The sequence below is a fragment of the Bradyrhizobium sp. Mp27 genome, assembly GCF_029953005.1.
GTDB lineage: Bacteria > Pseudomonadota > Alphaproteobacteria > Rhizobiales > Xanthobacteraceae > Bradyrhizobium > Bradyrhizobium barranii.
Genome location: NZ_JASAUS010000008.1, coordinates 100,578 through 115,171 on the forward strand (window position 1 = coordinate 100,578; position 14,594 = coordinate 115,171).

16 protein-coding genes are annotated in these 14,594 nt (G+C 63.5%); 3 read left to right on the plus strand and 13 right to left on the minus strand.

The genetic code is table 11. The annotated features are described in order from the left end of the window. Positions 1-11 precede the first annotated feature (11 nt). The 11 genes from QJT78_RS08020 to urtA form a co-directional block, all read right to left on the minus strand. Positions 12-311, minus strand: coding sequence for a putative quinol monooxygenase (locus QJT78_RS08020; protein ID WP_014498210.1), 300 nt, complete (start codon positions 309-311; stop codon positions 12-14). 152 nt (positions 312-463) lie between these two features. Then, positions 464-2,179, minus strand: a complete 1,716-nt coding sequence (ureC, locus tag QJT78_RS08025) for an urease subunit alpha (RefSeq protein WP_028148382.1) — start codon at positions 2,177-2,179, stop codon at positions 464-466. A 34-nt stretch (positions 2,180-2,213) separates the two neighbouring features. After that, positions 2,214-2,753, minus strand: a complete 540-nt coding sequence (locus QJT78_RS08030) for an HD domain-containing protein (protein ID WP_028148381.1) — start codon at positions 2,751-2,753, stop codon at positions 2,214-2,216. 3 nt (positions 2,754-2,756) lie between these two features. Further along, positions 2,757-3,062, minus strand: a complete 306-nt coding sequence (locus QJT78_RS08035) for an urease subunit beta (RefSeq protein WP_007599812.1) — start codon at positions 3,060-3,062, stop codon at positions 2,757-2,759. A 10-nt stretch (positions 3,063-3,072) separates the two neighbouring features. Further along, positions 3,073-3,375, minus strand: coding sequence for an urease subunit gamma (locus QJT78_RS08040; RefSeq protein ID WP_007605424.1), 303 nt, complete (start codon positions 3,373-3,375; stop codon positions 3,073-3,075). A 39-nt stretch (positions 3,376-3,414) separates the two neighbouring features. Beyond that, on the minus strand, positions 3,415-4,245 hold the full coding sequence (locus QJT78_RS08045; RefSeq protein ID WP_028148380.1) for an urease accessory protein UreD: 831 nt from the start codon (positions 4,243-4,245) through the stop codon (positions 3,415-3,417). A gap of 36 nt (positions 4,246-4,281) precedes the next feature. Further along, a complete protein-coding gene (gene urtE, locus QJT78_RS08050) occupies positions 4,282-4,977 on the minus strand; it encodes an urea ABC transporter ATP-binding subunit UrtE (RefSeq protein WP_008131878.1) in 696 nt (231 codons plus the stop codon). A 3-nt stretch (positions 4,978-4,980) separates the two neighbouring features. Further along, positions 4,981-5,742: an urea ABC transporter ATP-binding protein UrtD gene (gene urtD, locus QJT78_RS08055; protein ID WP_028148379.1), complete on the minus strand. Its 762-nt coding sequence runs from the start codon at positions 5,740-5,742 to the stop codon at positions 4,981-4,983. Positions 5,743-5,747: 5 nt separating this feature from the next. Then, positions 5,748-6,914, minus strand: coding sequence for an urea ABC transporter permease subunit UrtC (urtC, locus tag QJT78_RS08060; protein ID WP_038942091.1), 1,167 nt, complete (start codon positions 6,912-6,914; stop codon positions 5,748-5,750). Then, positions 6,911-8,518: an urea ABC transporter permease subunit UrtB gene (gene urtB, locus QJT78_RS08065; protein WP_028148377.1), complete on the minus strand. Its 1,608-nt coding sequence runs from the start codon at positions 8,516-8,518 to the stop codon at positions 6,911-6,913. Before urtB ends, urtC begins: the two co-directional genes overlap by 4 nt. A gap of 82 nt (positions 8,519-8,600) precedes the next feature. Continuing rightward, positions 8,601-9,923, minus strand: a complete 1,323-nt coding sequence (gene urtA / locus QJT78_RS08070) for an urea ABC transporter substrate-binding protein (RefSeq protein ID WP_028148376.1) — start codon at positions 9,921-9,923, stop codon at positions 8,601-8,603. A 507-nt stretch (positions 9,924-10,430) separates the two neighbouring features. Here urtA and QJT78_RS08075 point away from each other — a divergent pair. From QJT78_RS08075 to QJT78_RS08085, 3 genes are all read left to right on the plus strand, one after another. Next, positions 10,431-12,002 (plus strand): DEAD/DEAH box helicase, encoded by a 1,572-nt coding sequence (locus QJT78_RS08075; protein ID WP_028148375.1) that lies wholly within the window; start codon positions 10,431-10,433, stop codon positions 12,000-12,002. A gap of 23 nt (positions 12,003-12,025) precedes the next feature. Further along, positions 12,026-12,313 (plus strand): translation initiation factor IF-1, encoded by a 288-nt coding sequence (gene infA, locus QJT78_RS08080; protein ID WP_008131890.1) that lies wholly within the window; start codon positions 12,026-12,028, stop codon positions 12,311-12,313. Between the two features lie 267 nt (positions 12,314-12,580). Next, on the plus strand, positions 12,581-12,793 hold the full coding sequence (locus QJT78_RS08085) for a cold-shock protein (RefSeq protein WP_028148374.1): 213 nt from the start codon (positions 12,581-12,583) through the stop codon (positions 12,791-12,793). A 176-nt stretch (positions 12,794-12,969) separates the two neighbouring features. Here the strand turns inward: QJT78_RS08085 and QJT78_RS08090 are convergent, their stop codons facing one another. Next, positions 12,970-13,467, minus strand: a complete 498-nt coding sequence (locus QJT78_RS08090) for a pilus assembly protein N-terminal domain-containing protein (protein ID WP_028148373.1) — start codon at positions 13,465-13,467, stop codon at positions 12,970-12,972. A gap of 158 nt (positions 13,468-13,625) precedes the next feature. Next, entirely contained in the window at positions 13,626-14,453 is an 828-nt protein-coding gene (locus tag QJT78_RS08095) for a sterol desaturase family protein (RefSeq protein WP_028148372.1), read from the minus strand. Positions 14,454-14,594 lie beyond the last annotated feature (141 nt).

Genomic DNA, 14,594 nt, shown 5'->3' on the forward strand with positions numbered 1-14,594 from the left:
CTTTTACCCCGTTACCGTGTCTCGACCTTCTCGGGCGTGATCACTTCAATCTTCGGCGGCGCCGTAAAACACTTCACCGCGACGCGGCCGAACGTCTTCATGTGCTCCATGGCGCGATGCGGCACCAGCGCCTCGGCGCTCTCCCACTGCTCGACGAACACCATCTTGGCGGGATCGGTGACGCTCTCGTGCAAATCATAGGCGATATTGCCGGGCTCCTTCCGCGTCTCCTTGATGCAGGCGGTGGCGGCCGCAATGAATTCGGCGCGCGTCTCGGGCTTGATGGTCAAGGTGGCAACGACGTAAATCACGAGAAATCCTCCCGGCTTTTCTTTTGAGGTAAGATACCGGGCGGGACCTTAGACCAGGCGGGGTCGAACGCAAAACCGGAAAAGCCGCCCCAGGACATGCAACAAGACATGCAATCGGGACATGCGCCGGGGGCATGCGTCCAGCCGCCATTTCAGTACATGAAATATCGCTGCGCCATCGGCAGCACCTCGGCGGGCGCGCAGGTCAGCAGTTCGCCGTCTGCGCGCACCTCGTAGGTCTCGGGATCGACCTCGATATTGGGCGTGGCGTCGTTGTGGATCATGCTCTTCTTCGAGATTTTTCCGCGGGTGTTCTGCACCGCATAGAGCTTCTTGTCGATGCCGAGCTTTCGCGCGAGGCCGCCGGTGACCGCCGCCTTCGAGGTGAACACCACGGACGACGCGGTGCGCGCCTTGCCGAAGGCACCGAACATCGGCTGGTAGTGCACCGGCTGCGGCGTCGGGATCGAGGCGTTGGGATCGCCCATGGGGGCGGCGACGATCGAGCCGCCCTTGATGATACAGTCCGGCTTGACGCCGAAGAAGGCCGGCGACCACAGCACGAGATCGGCGAGCTTGCCCTTCTCGACCGAGCCGATCAGTTTCGAGACGCCGTGCGCGATCGCGGGATTGATCGTGTACTTGGCGATGTAGCGCTTGACGCGGAAATTGTCGTTGTCCTTGCCCTTGTCCTGGGGAAGCGACCCGCGCTGCTTCTTCATCTTGTCCGCGGTCTGCCATGTCCGGATGATGACTTCACCGAGGCGGCCCATGGCCTGGGAGTCCGAGGAGATCATCGAGAGCGCGCCGAGATCGTGCAGGATATCCTCGGCCGCGATGGTCTCCTTGCGGATGCGGCTCTCGGCGAAGGCGAGGTCCTCGGCGATCGAGGGATCGAGGTGATGGCACACCATCAGCATGTCCAGATGCTCGTCGAGGGTGTTGCGGGTGAACGGCCGCGTGGGATTGGTCGACGACGGCAGCACGTTCTTCAGCCCCGCGACCTTGATGATATCAGGCGCATGCCCGCCGCCGGCGCCCTCGGTGTGGAAGGCATGGATGGTGCGGCCCTTGAATGCCTTGACCGTGTCCTCGACGAAGCCGGATTCGTTCAGCGTGTCGGTGTGGATCATCACCTGAATGTCGTAGTCGTCGGCCACCGACAGGCAGGTATCGATCGCCGCCGGCGTCGTGCCCCAGTCCTCGTGCAGCTTCAACGCACAGGCGCCGGCCTTGATCATCTCGACCAGCGCGGCGGGCCGCGACGCGTTGCCCTTGCCGGAGATGCCGAGATTGACCGGGAACGCATCGAACGACTGAATCATCCGCCCCATGTGCCACGGCCCCGGCGTGCAGGTGGTGGCGAACGTGCCGTGCGAGGGACCGGTGCCGCCGCCGAGCATCGAGGTGACGCCGGACATCAGCGCGTGCTCGATCTGCTGCGGACAGATGAAATGGATGTGGCTGTCGAAGCCTCCGGCGGTCAAGATCTTCCCTTCGCCCGCGATCACGTCGGTGCCGGGGCCGATGATGATAGTGACGCCAGGCTGGATGTCGGGATTGCCGGCCTTGCCGATCGCGGCGATCATGCCGTCCTTGATCGCAACGTCGGCCTTCACGATGCCCCAGTGGTCGACGATCAGCGCATTGGTGATGACGGTGTCGGCCGCGCCCTGCTTGTTGGTGACCTGCGACTGGCCCATGCCGTCGCGGATCACCTTTCCGCCGCCGAACTTCACCTCCTCGCCGTAGGTGGTGAAATCCTTTTCGACCTCGATGATGAGATCTGTATCGGCCAATCGCACCTTGTCCCCGGTGGTCGGGCCGAACATGTCGGCATAGACGGAACGCTTTATTTTGACGGACATCACAAGCCCCGTTTGCGTTTGAATTTTTGGTTGTTCACAGCGCAGCCCTCGCTGCTCTTACGGCATCGTCGAATTTTGCATCGAGCCACGAATTGCCGCCACGGCATCCGGCGACGACCTGCTCAGCCCAGCCCGTGTAGTCGGCGAGATCGTCGCGCTCCTCGGCGGACGGGTCGGAATGAATGCGCGCGCCGATATTGCTGATCTTGTCGGCGATCTTGATCAGTTTAGCGCCGGCCGATTTCTTCGGTGCATCGACGATCTGCCGGCGTCGTCGCTCTGATTTGGGCAGGCTCATGTCGTCGGTGCATTCAACGACGAGGGAGGCGACGCGGTCCGAGAATTTCCGTGCGAGCTCCTCGCGCGTCGTCTCGGTGTCCTCGATCACGTCGTGCAGCCACCCGGCCGCGACCAGCTCGGCATCGGCGCCATCCGTCGCTATCGCAAGCAGGTTTGCGACCTCGGCAAGGTGATTGATGTAAGGCTCGTTCCCCCGCCCCTTGCGCGCCATGCCATTGTGCCGGCGCGCGGCCAGCTCAGCGGCTTCGGAGATGAGGCGGACGGCGGGCAGCATGCCTCACAGCTTCCCCATCACGTCGCCACGGAATCCGTAGATCGTTTTCTTTCCCGCCACGGCGACGAGCTGGACGTCGCGGGTCTGGCCGGGTTCGAAGCGCACGGCGGTGCCGGCGGCGATGTCGAGGCGCATGCCGCGGGCTTTCTTGCGGTCGAATTTCAGCGCCGGGTTGGTCTCGAAGAAATGGTAGTGCGAGCCGACCTGGATCGGGCGGTCGCCGGTGTTGGCCACCGTCAGCGTCACGGTCTTGCGGCCGGCATTGAGCTCGATCTCGCCGTCCTGGATGAAGAGTTCGCCGGGAATCATGCTCTCGCTCCTACCTGATCGGCTCGTGCACGGTGACGAGCTTGGTGCCGTCCGGAAAGGTCGCCTCGACCTGGATGTCGTGGATCATTTCGGGAATGCCCGGCATCACCTGGTCGCGGGTGAGGACCTGCGCGCCGGACTGCATCAGCTCGGCGACGGTGCGGCCGTCGCGCGCGCCTTCGAGGATAAAGTCGGAGATGATCGCGATCGCCTCGGGATGGTTGAGCTTGACGCCGCGATCCAGCCGGCGGCGGGCGACGATCGCCGCCATCGAGATCAGGAGCTTGTCCTTTTCGCGGGGAGACAGGTTCATGCAGCATCTCTTCCGTTCAATGCATCAATTCAGCAGCCGTCAACTCAGCCACAGCCGCGGCAGCGCCGCGCCGGTCCGCGCCAGCACCGCCATCATGTCGGCGCGCAAGCGCGCCGCATCTTGGGCACAGAACCGCGCCATTGCAAAGCCATTCCAGGCGGAGATTCCGACCTCGCCGGCGAATGACTCCGAGGCCTCGCGGATACGCTCGATCAGCGGCTCGTCGCCGGGAACGATCAGCGCCGTACCGATCGCGGCACCGCCCTTGGCCACCGCCGATCGCCCAAGTTTTGCACCGATATTGCCGTCGAGCCTGACAGTTTCAGCGAACACCAGCTTGCCCCCACGACGCAGCCGCCAGCGATCAATGAACTCGCCCTGCTCCATCCGCTCGCCCATGGCGGTGCGGCCGAACACGACGATCTCGCAAAGCAGAAGCGAGGCGGCCTCGTCGAGCTCGATGTCGAAACGACGATGGACCCGGGCTCGATCGAACAGGATCGTCTCCTGGGGCAACCAGCCGAGATGCGCGCCGGCGGCGACCTTCAAGGCGATATTGAGCTGCGCCGCCGCCCCTGGCGCGCGATAGACCTTCTCGGCCGCAGCAGTGGTCAATGTCAGACGTGCCCCCTGGCCTACCGCGATCTCGATATCAAAACGATCTCCGCCGGCAACGCCGCCGGCCGTGTTGACGAACACGCCGGAGAGCCCCTCGCCCTCCGGCGAGGGAAAGCGCACGCGCAGGGAGCCGGACTCATGCAAGACGCCGCGCCGCGTCACGCCATCGCGGGCATGGACGTCGAAGCGCACCGCGCCACGGGCGCGGTTCGCCTCGAACACCGAAGATGTCGTCAAAGCGTCGCTGCGCATCCGTCTCCCCAGCCGGTCGCGGCAGAAATTTTCGGATTACAGCGCCATCTGGCGGCTGATTTCGGCCGGATCGAGATTGGATCGGTCGCAGGAGAACTTCACCGCGCCGCGATCCATCACCGCGAAACTGTCGCCGAGTTCGCAAGCAAAGTCGAGATATTGTTCGACCAGCACGATGGCGATGTTGCCGAGGTTACGCAGATACGAGATGGCGCGACCGATGTCCTTGATGATCGAGGGCTGGATGCCCTCGGTCGGCTCGTCGAGCAGCAGCAGCTTTGGCCGCATCACCAGCGCACGCCCGATCGCGAGCTGCTGCTGCTGGCCGCCGGAGAGGTCGCCGCCGCGCCGGCCGAGCATCGATTGCAGCACCGGAAACAGCGAGAACACGTCGTCCGGAATGTGCTTGTCTTCGCGCTTGAGCGGACCGAAGCCGGTCTTGAGGTTCTCCTCGACCGTCAGAAGAGGAAAGATCTCGCGGCCCTGCGGCACGAAGCCGATGCCCTTGCGCGCCCGCTCATAGGGCTTCAGGCCCGTGATGTCGCTGCCGTCGAGCACGATCGCGCCCGAGGAGATTGGATACTGGCCGACCATAGCGCGCAACAGCGAGGTCTTGCCGACGCCGTTGCGCCCGAGCACGCACGTCACCTTGCCGGGCTCTGCGGCGATGGAGACGCCGCGCAGCGCCTGCGCAGCGCCGTAGAACAGGTTGATGTCCTTGACCTCAAGCATCGCTCAGCGCCCCAGATAGACTTCGATGACCCGCTCGTTGGACGAGACCTGGTCGATGGTTCCTTCCGCAAGCACGGTGCCTTCATGCAGGCAGGTGACCTTGACGCCGAGCTCGCGCACGAACGTCATGTCGTGCTCGACGACCATCACGGTGTGGGTCTTGTTGATCTCTTTCAGCAGCTCGGCGGTAAGATGCGTCTCGACGTCGGTCATGCCCGCGACGGGCTCGTCGACGAGCAGCAGCTTCGGATCCTGCGCCAGCAGCATGCCGATCTCGAGCCACTGCTTCTGACCGTGGCTGAGGCTGCCGGCGAGGCGGTTGCGGGCATCGGTGAGGCGGATCGTCTCCAGCACCTTGTCGATGCGCTCGGACTCCGCCCTGCTGCCGCGCCAGAACAGCGTGCCTTTGACGCTGTGATCGACATTGAGCGCGAGCAGGAGGTTGTCCTGCACGGTCTGGCTCTCGAACACGGTCGGCTTCTGGAATTTGCGGCCGATGCCGAGCTCGGCGATGCGGGTCTCGTCCAGACGCGTCAAATCGGTGACGCCGTCGAACAGCACCGTGCCCTCGTCGGGCTTGGTCTTGCCGGTAATGATATCCATCATCGTCGTCTTGCCGGCACCGTTCGGGCCGATGATGGCGCGCATCTCGCCGGGCTCCAGCGCGAGCGAGAGGTTATTGATGGCATGGAAGCCGTCGAACGAGACGTGCACGCCGTCGAGATAGAGCATCGCGGAAGTCGCGCGTGTATCCATGACATTCATTGCGCCTACTCCGCCATCTTGGGTTCGGTGACGCCATCTTCGGCCGCGGCGCTCGCGCTGGTCGCGGCGCGCTTTTCCTTCGACGAGTCCCACCAGGCATTGAAGGTCCCGACGATGCCCTTGGGCAGCAGCAGCGTCACCAGGATGAACAGCGCGCCCAGCATGAACAGCCAGTAGGGCGCGAGCATGCCCGAGGTGAAGAACGTTTTTGCGTAGTTGACGACGACGGCGCCGAGTGCCGCACCGATCAGCGTACCGCGGCCGCCGACCGCGACCCAGATCACCGCCTCGATCGAATTGCCCGGTGCGAATTCGCTCGGATTGATGATGCCGACCTGGGGCACGTAGAGCGCACCGGCAACGCCGGCCATGCAGGCCGACAACGTGAACACGAACAGCTTGTAGGATTCGACGCGGTAGCCGAGGAACCGGCTGCGCGATTCCGCGTCGCGGATTGCGATCAGAACCTTGCCGAGCTTGGAGGACACGACGGAGCGGCAGATCAGGAAGCTCAGGATGAGCGCCAGGCAGCTCAGCGCAAACAGCGCGGCACGGGTGCCCTCGGCCTGCACGTTGAAGCCGAGGATGTCCTTGAAATCGGTCAGGCCGTTGTTGCCGCCGAAGCCGAAATCATTGCGGAAGAAGGCCAGCAGCAGCGCATAGGTCATCGCCTGCGTGATGATCGACAGGTACACGCCGGTGACGCGGGAGCGGAAGGCGAGCCAGCCGAAGCAGAATGCAAGCAGGCCGGGCACGACCAGCACCATCAGCGCCGCAAACCAGAACATATCGAAGCCGTACCAGTACCAGGGCAGCTTCGAATAGTTCAGGAACACCATGAAGTCGGGCAGAACAGGGTTGCCGTAGACGCCGCGGGTGCCGATCTGCCGCATCAGGTACATGCCCATCGCGTAGCCGCCGAGCGCGAAGAAGGCGCCGTGGCCGAGCGAGAGGATGCCGCAATAGCCCCAGATCAGGTCGATCGAGAGCGCGAGGATCGCGTAGCAGACATATTTGCCCCAGAGCGCGACCAGATAGGTCGGCACCTGCAGGACCGAGCCTGCGGGCAGCAGCAGGTTGGAGAGCGGGATGAGGATGCCGCAGGCCGCGACGATGGCGAGAAAGATCGTCGCGCCGCGGTCCAGCGACCTGGTCAGCATGTGGGGGGTCATGCTTCCACCGCACGGCCCTTGAGCGCGAACAGGCCGCGCGGCCGCTTTTGAATGAACAGGATGATGAGAACGAGGATCGCGATCTTGCCGAGCACGGCGCCGGCGACCGGCTCCAGGAACTTATTGGCGATGCCGAGCGTGAAGGCGCCGACCAGCGTGCCCCAGAGATTACCGACCCCGCCGAACACCACGACCATAAAACTGTCGATGATGTAGCTCTGGCCGAGATTGGGGCTGACATTGTCGATCTGCGACAGCGCCACGCCCGCGATGCCGGCAATGCCGGAGCCGAGACCGAAGGTCAGCGCGTCGACGCGCGAGGTGGCGATGCCCATCGAGGCCGCCATGCGGCGGTTCTGCGTCACCGCGCGCATCTCGAGGCCGAGCGCGGTATAGCGCAGCATCGCGAGCAGGATGACGAAGACGGCCAGGGTGAAGCAGAGGATCCAGAGCCGGTTATAGGTGATGGTGATCTGGCCGAGCTCGAACGCGCCGCTCATCCAGGAGGGATTGCCGACCTCGCGGTTGGTCGGGCCGAACATGGTGCGCACCGCCTGCTGCAGCACCAGCGACAAGCCCCAGGTCGCCAGCAGCGTCTCCAGCGGACGGCCATAGAGGAAACGGATGATGCTGCGCTCGATCAGCACGCCGATGCCGCCGGCGACGAGGAAGGCGAGCGGCACGGCGATCAAGAGCGAATAATCGAAGAGTGCGGGATAGCGGGTGCGGATCACCTCCTGCACCACGAAAGTGGTGTAGGCGCCGATCATCACCATCTCGCCATGGGCCATGTTGATGACCCCCATCACGCCGAAGGTGATGGCAAGCCCGATCGCGGCGAGCAGCAGCACCGAGCCGAGCGAGAGGCCGTACCAGGCATTCTGCACCGTGGACCAGACCGCGAGCGAAGACTGGATTGAGCCAATCGCGCTCGCGGCGGCGTTGGTCACCGAGGCCGGCTGGTCGCCCATGCCGGTGAGCAGCGCCATCGCCTCCTGGTCGCCGCGTGCCTTGAGGGTAGCGACCGCCTCGAGCTTCGCGACCTCGGTGGCATCGGACTTGAACAGCAGGATCGCCGCGCGGGCTTCGCCGAGCGCAGCCTTGACCGATTTGTTGGTTTCCTTGGCGAGCGCGCCATCGACCGCCTCGAGCGCGCTCTCCTCATGCGACTTGAAGACGGATTGCGCCGCCTGGAGGCGCGTTCCGACATCCGGCGACTGGAGCGTCAGGCTGCCGATCGCAGCGTCGACGCTGCGGCGCAGGCGGTTATTGAGGCGCACCGCGCTGGCGCTGTCGGGAACGTTGGCGACGGGCTCGCCGGTCGCAGCATCGATCGACTTGCCGTCGGCACCGGTGACGTAAACCTTCTTGCTGTCAGGGTCGGCCATGAGACGGCCGTCCTGGAGCGCGCTGATGATGGGGAAAGCCAGCTTGTTGCCGCTGCTCGCGACCACGCCGATCGCCTCTTCCGTATCGGAGTAGTCGTCGTTGGCGAATTTGGCGACCGCGTCCTCGAACGGACCGGCAAAGGCCGGCAGTGCGAACGCGATCAGGAATAACGAGAGGACAAAGGTCGAGAGACGGGCGGATAGATTGGTTGGCACTGTGGATCACCCCGGCAGAAGTGGGGAGAAGGCGGCGGAATAGCCGTCTTCTCCCGTCGTGCAATCAAACGTCAGATCCGGATCAGGAGCCGGAGCCGAGGCACTTGTTGGTCTTGGTGTTGAAGTTGCCGCACTTCTTGCCGACCCAGTCGCCGACCAGGTCCTTGGAGCCGTCGAGCTCCTTCGACCAGGCGTCGCCGGCAACGAGGCTCGGGGTCTTCCAGACCACGTCGAACTGGCCGTTGCCCTTGATCTCGCCGATGAACACCGGCTTGGTGATGTGGTGGTTCGGCAGCATCTTCGACACGCCGCCGGTCAGGTTCGGTGCCTCGATGCCGGGGAGCGCGTCGATCACCTTGTCCGGATCGGTTGACTTCACCTTCTCGACGGCCTTCACCCACATGTTAAAGCCGATCACGTGCGCTTCCATCGGATCGTTGGTCACGCGCTTCGGGTTCTTGGTGTAGGTCTGCCAGTCCTTGATGAACTTCTCGTTCGCCGGGTTCTTGATCGACTCGAAGTAGTTCCAGGCGGCGAGATGGCCGACCAGCGGCTTGGTGTCGATACCGGCGAGCTCTTCCTCACCCACCGAGAACGCGACCACCGGGATGTCCTTGGCCTTGATGCCCTGGTTGCCGAGCTCTTTGTAGAAGGGGACGTTGGCGTCGCCGTTGATGGTCGAGACCACCGCGGTCTTCTTGCCGGCCGAGCCGAACTTCTTGATGTCGGCCACGATCGTCTGCCAGTCGGAATGACCGAACGGCGTGTAGTTGATCATGATGTCTTCCTGGGCGACACCCTTCGACTTCAGGTAGGCTTCCAGGATCTTGTTGGTGGTGCGCGGATAGACGTAGTCGGTGCCCGCGAGCACCCAGCGCTTCACCTTCTCGTCCTTCATCAGATAGTCGACGGCGGGGATCGCCTGCTGGTTCGGCGCAGCACCCGTGTAGAACACGTTGCGCTCGCTCTCCTCGCCCTCGTACTGCACGGGGTAGAACAGGATGCTGTTCAGCTCCTTGAAGACCGGGAGCACGGACTTGCGCGACACCGAGGTCCAGCAGCCGAACACGACCGCGACCTTGTCCTTGGTGATCAGCTCGCGCGCCTTTTCGGCGAACAGCGGCCAGTTCGAGGCAGGGTCGACCACAACGGCTTCGAGCTTCTTGCCGTTGACGCCGCCCTTCTTGTTCTGCTCGTCGATGAGGAAGAGAATGGTGTCCTTCAGCGTGGTTTCGCTGATGGCCATGGTGCCGGAGAGAGAATGAAGGACGCCGACCTTGATGGTGTCGTCCGCGGCCTTTGCGCCGGTCAATGAAGCCAGACCCATCATCAGTCCAGCGGTCGCGGCGAGAACGCCACGGCGGCTAAATGACGCCGCTATATCGTGAGTGGATTTGTTAAGCATGGATGTATCATCTCCCTGACGCAGACGTGAAAAAGACGCTGCGAAACGGCCCCACGGCCGCCTGCGATTAACGGAATCGCAAGAACCATGCCATGGGCTGAGCACATGCCAACCTATTGGTCAGGCTAGATAATTTTGCTGCAATCCAACTTTCGCCGCAGTCCGATTGCCCAAATCTTGGGCGAATAAAATGTATGCCAATGCGGCAGACAGGCTATTTTTTGAGCAAACCAACAACTCTGTCTAAATTTCCGGCATAACTATTTCTGCACTGCAATCGCGGTTCGAGGCCGCATTGCCTTGAAACCGCCCCCTGAATGTTCCATATGGAGGTTCGAGACCTCTTGCGAATCAAGGGGTCGTAGCGAGCCGCGTGTTCTTAAGCCCTTTCCGGGCCTCTGGCTTGCCCCATCCCATCAAGCCATCCGACACCCCAAACACGCAGGTGTCTATTCGACACCCTTATTGCGTGTGCCCCGCTGATTGCGCCGGGCGCCCGCTTTCGACATGGAAAGAACCCATCTTTTGACTTCCTTTCAGGACTTCGGCCTTGCCGAACCCATCGCGCGTGCTCTCGCCGAAGAGAATTACGTCACCCCCACCCCCATCCAGGCCCAGACGATTCCCACGGCGCTGACCGGCCGCGACGTCGTCGGCATCGCCCAGACCGGCACCGGCAAGACCGCGTCCTTCGCGCTGCCGATCCTGCACCGCCTGCTCGAGAACCGCATCAAGCCGCAGCCGAAGACCTGCCGCGTGCTGGTGCTTTCGCCCACCCGCGAGCTGTCCGGCCAGATCCTCGATAGCTTCAACGCCTACGGCCGCCACATCCGCCTGTCCTCGACACTCGCCATCGGCGGCGTGCCGATGGGCCGCCAGGTTCGCGCGCTGATGCCCGGCCTCGAGGTCTTGGTGGCGACCCCCGGCCGGCTGCTCGACCTCGTGCAGAGCAACGGGCTGAAGCTTGGAAGCGTCGAATTCCTCGTGCTCGACGAGGCCGACCGCATGCTCGACATGGGCTTCATCAACGACATCCGCAAAATCGTCGCCAAGCTGCCGATCAAGCGGCAGACGCTGTTCTTCTCGGCCACCATGCCGAAGGACATCGCCGAGCTCGCCGACGCGATGCTACGGGATCCCGCCCGCGTGGCGGTCACCCCGGTGTCCTCGACCGCCGAGCGGATCAACCAGCGCATCATCCAGGTCGATTTCTCCGCCAAGCCCGCCTTCCTGACCAAGCTCCTGAAGGACGAGCCGGTCAATCGCGCGCTGGTCTTCACCCGCACCAAGCATGGTGCCGACAAGGTCGTGAAGACACTCGAGAAGGCTGGCATCGCCGCCAGCGCCATCCATGGCAACAAGTCACAGAACCATCGCGAGCGGACGCTCGCCCAGTTCCGTTCCGGCGAGATCCGCACCCTGGTCGCCACTGACATCGCCGCCCGCGGTATCGATGTCGACGGCATCAGCCACGTCATCAACTTCGACCTGCCGAACGTGCCCGAGACCTATGTGCACCGCATCGGTCGCACCGCGCGTGCCGGCGCCGACGGCACCGCGATCTCGCTGGTCGCCGGCGGCGAGGAACTGAGCTATCTCCGCGACATCGAGCGACTGATCAAGGTGGCGCTGCCGCGCGAGGATCTCCGCACCGATGCCGGGCGCCGCGATGCGGGTCCGCCCCCGCCGCAGCAACGACAGGGCCGGCCGGGCCGCCCGGGCCAGCGCCCGCAAGGCGCAAGGCATGGTGAGGGACGTCACACTGACGGACGACGCACCGACGAAAGGCATGCCGACGGACGCCACCATAGCGCCGCCAAGCATGGCGACGGAAGGCCCGGCGAAGGTCGGCACGGTGACGGAAGGCATGTTGACGGACGTCCCGGTGGTAGCCAGAAGGTCTCGAAGGGGTCTCGCCGCCACCGGTCCGGTGGTAAGCCGCATTCTTCCCCAACCGACCGCCCGGAACAGCGTTCCGCGCATAGCGCTGGCAAGCCCGATGGGATACAAGGCGTGGCCTTTTTACGCCGCGAGAGTCGGCCGATGGGCCAACCGACCCGCAAACCCTATTCGCACTAGCCGTCCACGACCTGGAGAAATTCATGGCTAAGGAAGAGCTGATCCAGTTCGAAGGACTGGTCACCGAAATCCTCCCCGACGCGCGCTACCGCGTGCAGCTCGACGCCGGGCACGAGATCGTCGCCTACACCGCCGGCAAGATGAAGAAGAACCGCATCAAGACGCTGGCGGGTGACCGCGTGACCGTGGAAATGTCGCCCTACGACCTTGAGAAGGGCCGGCTGATTTTCCGCCACAAGGACGAACGTCCGAGTGGCGTGGGCGGGCCTCCCCGTCCCGGACAGCGCGGTGGCCAGTTCCGCCGCCGCTGATCCGCTTCCGGCATCTCGGCTGCGAAAGTAAAATTCCGACCTGTATGCTGATCCGCCGTGTCGATCGCGGCGGATCAAAAAATCGTGCACGTCAGGATTGTTTTGGTGCCTTAATTCCAATAAAATCACTCATCGATTTTCGGCCGGACGACATTGGCATCCACCGGTACAGCCGGTTCAGACACGCTGACGACCCTTCCAGAAACTCGATCTAACCCGCCTGCGAAAGTAGGCTTCGACACTGCACATCTGAGAAGGAACTACCCCGTGAGCATGGGAACCGTGAAGTGGTTTAACGCGACCAAGGGCTTTGGCTTCATCCAGCCCGACGATGGCGGCCAGGACGTCTTCGTACACATCAGCGCCGTCGAGCGCGCCGGTCTCGGCACGCTGCGTGAAGGTCAGAAGGTCTCTTACGAGATCGTGGCCGACCGTCGTTCCGGCAAGTCGGCAGCGGACAACCTCCGCGCCGCCGGTTGAGCCCACGGGCCTTCGGCCCGGACGGCTCTAGCGAGCAAGCAAAAGGAAAAGGCCGTGCGCAACGCACGGCCTTTTTTCATGTCCTAAACAGCGGATGGACTCAGCAGGTCGCACCGGCCGCATCCGCGCTGTCGTAGACGCGCTGGACAACGCGTCGGTCTTGCCAGTTCGTCCTGCTAGTTCGTTTTGGCGGCCGCGCCGGCATTGCCGCTGGCGTTGTTGCTCAACGAACCGGCCTGGCTCATCGTGTTGTTGAAGTAGTTGTCGCTGTCGCCGAGCGTCACGCGGCGCTGGCACAGCGGCATGCAGCTGTAGGACTCGCGCTCGACCCCGCGATAGACAGTGACGAGCCGGTCGCTCGGACCTTCGACCTGGATCTGACGGTCGACCAGGATCTCACCGCCGCGGTCGAGCGCGATGAAATTGGTGGCACCGTAGCCCTTCCCGGTCACGACGATCATGCCGCCGGGCTGGAGCGTGACATCGGCGATCAGGGGATTGCCGACCACGATGGTCGCCACCTTGCCGGGCAGCTTGACCAGCTTGGCCTGGTCGACATTGACGGCGATGGTGTCGGCGGTCGCCTCGGCAAGGCTGGCGGCCGGCGATGCCAGCACCGCAGCCGCAACCAGAAGACAAACGCGCGCATGACGGCGCAGCAACTCTTTACGCATACTCTTACCCCCGGGACGTCACAAACCGGCAGAAGCGATTCGATACACAGCGGAGCCGGTGCCCGACCCGGCTAACCTGCCCTTAATTCGTGAACGTTCCGCAAACTCGCCGACTATTGTTTGAACGGACTGGGCGTTTTGCTGCCTCAGAAGATCCCTTACTGGCGGAACGGATAGGCGAGCTGGCCCCCGATCTCCTTCGGCATGGTCGCTTCGTCCTTGCCGTAGTCCTGCGGCAGTTTCCCCTCCGGCATGCGGAAGGTGCCGAACAGCACGTCCCAGATCGGAAACGTCCCGGCAAAATTGGTGTCGCCGCCCTCTTCGAGCGCGGTGTGGTGCCAGCGGTGGAACACCGGCGTCGCCAGCACGTATTTGAACGGCCCGAAGGTCCAGTTCAGGTTGGCGTGCACGAAGGCCGAATGGAAGGTGGTGAACGGACCGAGCCAGATCATGACGTTCGGGGAGATGCCGGCCATCAGCAGCACGACGTCGACGCCGATCGTCCCGAGCATGAGATTGACGGGATGGAAGCGGGCCGCAGAAATCCACCCGATCTCCTCCGACGAATGATGGATGGCGTGGTACTTCCAGAATCCGCCGTCGTGGAACAGCCGGTGCAGCCAGTACAGCATGAAGTCAGACAGCACCAGGAACAGTATGGCCTGTACCCACAGCGGCAACGCCGCCAGCGGGCCATGGCCATTGTCGTAGAAGGCGATCAGGTCGTCGGCGTCGTGGATGTTGAAGATGGCACCGGCACCGACGATCAGGAGTCCGATCCGCATGGTGCGGGCGAACACCGGAACGAAGAACCAGTAGCAGATGTCGGTGAGGATCTCGCGCTTGCGCCACCACGGCGCGCCGGGATTGCAGGCCCAGAAATGCTCGAGCACGGTGAAGACCGCCGCGAGCACGAAGGTGACGGGGACCATCTTCTGGATGGTCTCGCCGAGCATCAAGGCAACTTGCATGGGCAGGCTCGACATCGTCGCCTCTCTTCCAAACTTCCGATCCCGCTTAGGCCTACTCCCCGAAATTTAAGGGAGGGTGAAGTCCACGGCGCGCTTGGGGCGCATTTGGAACAGGAAGAATTTCGATTGCGTCCTTAAGGCCAAATTCACTCTGGG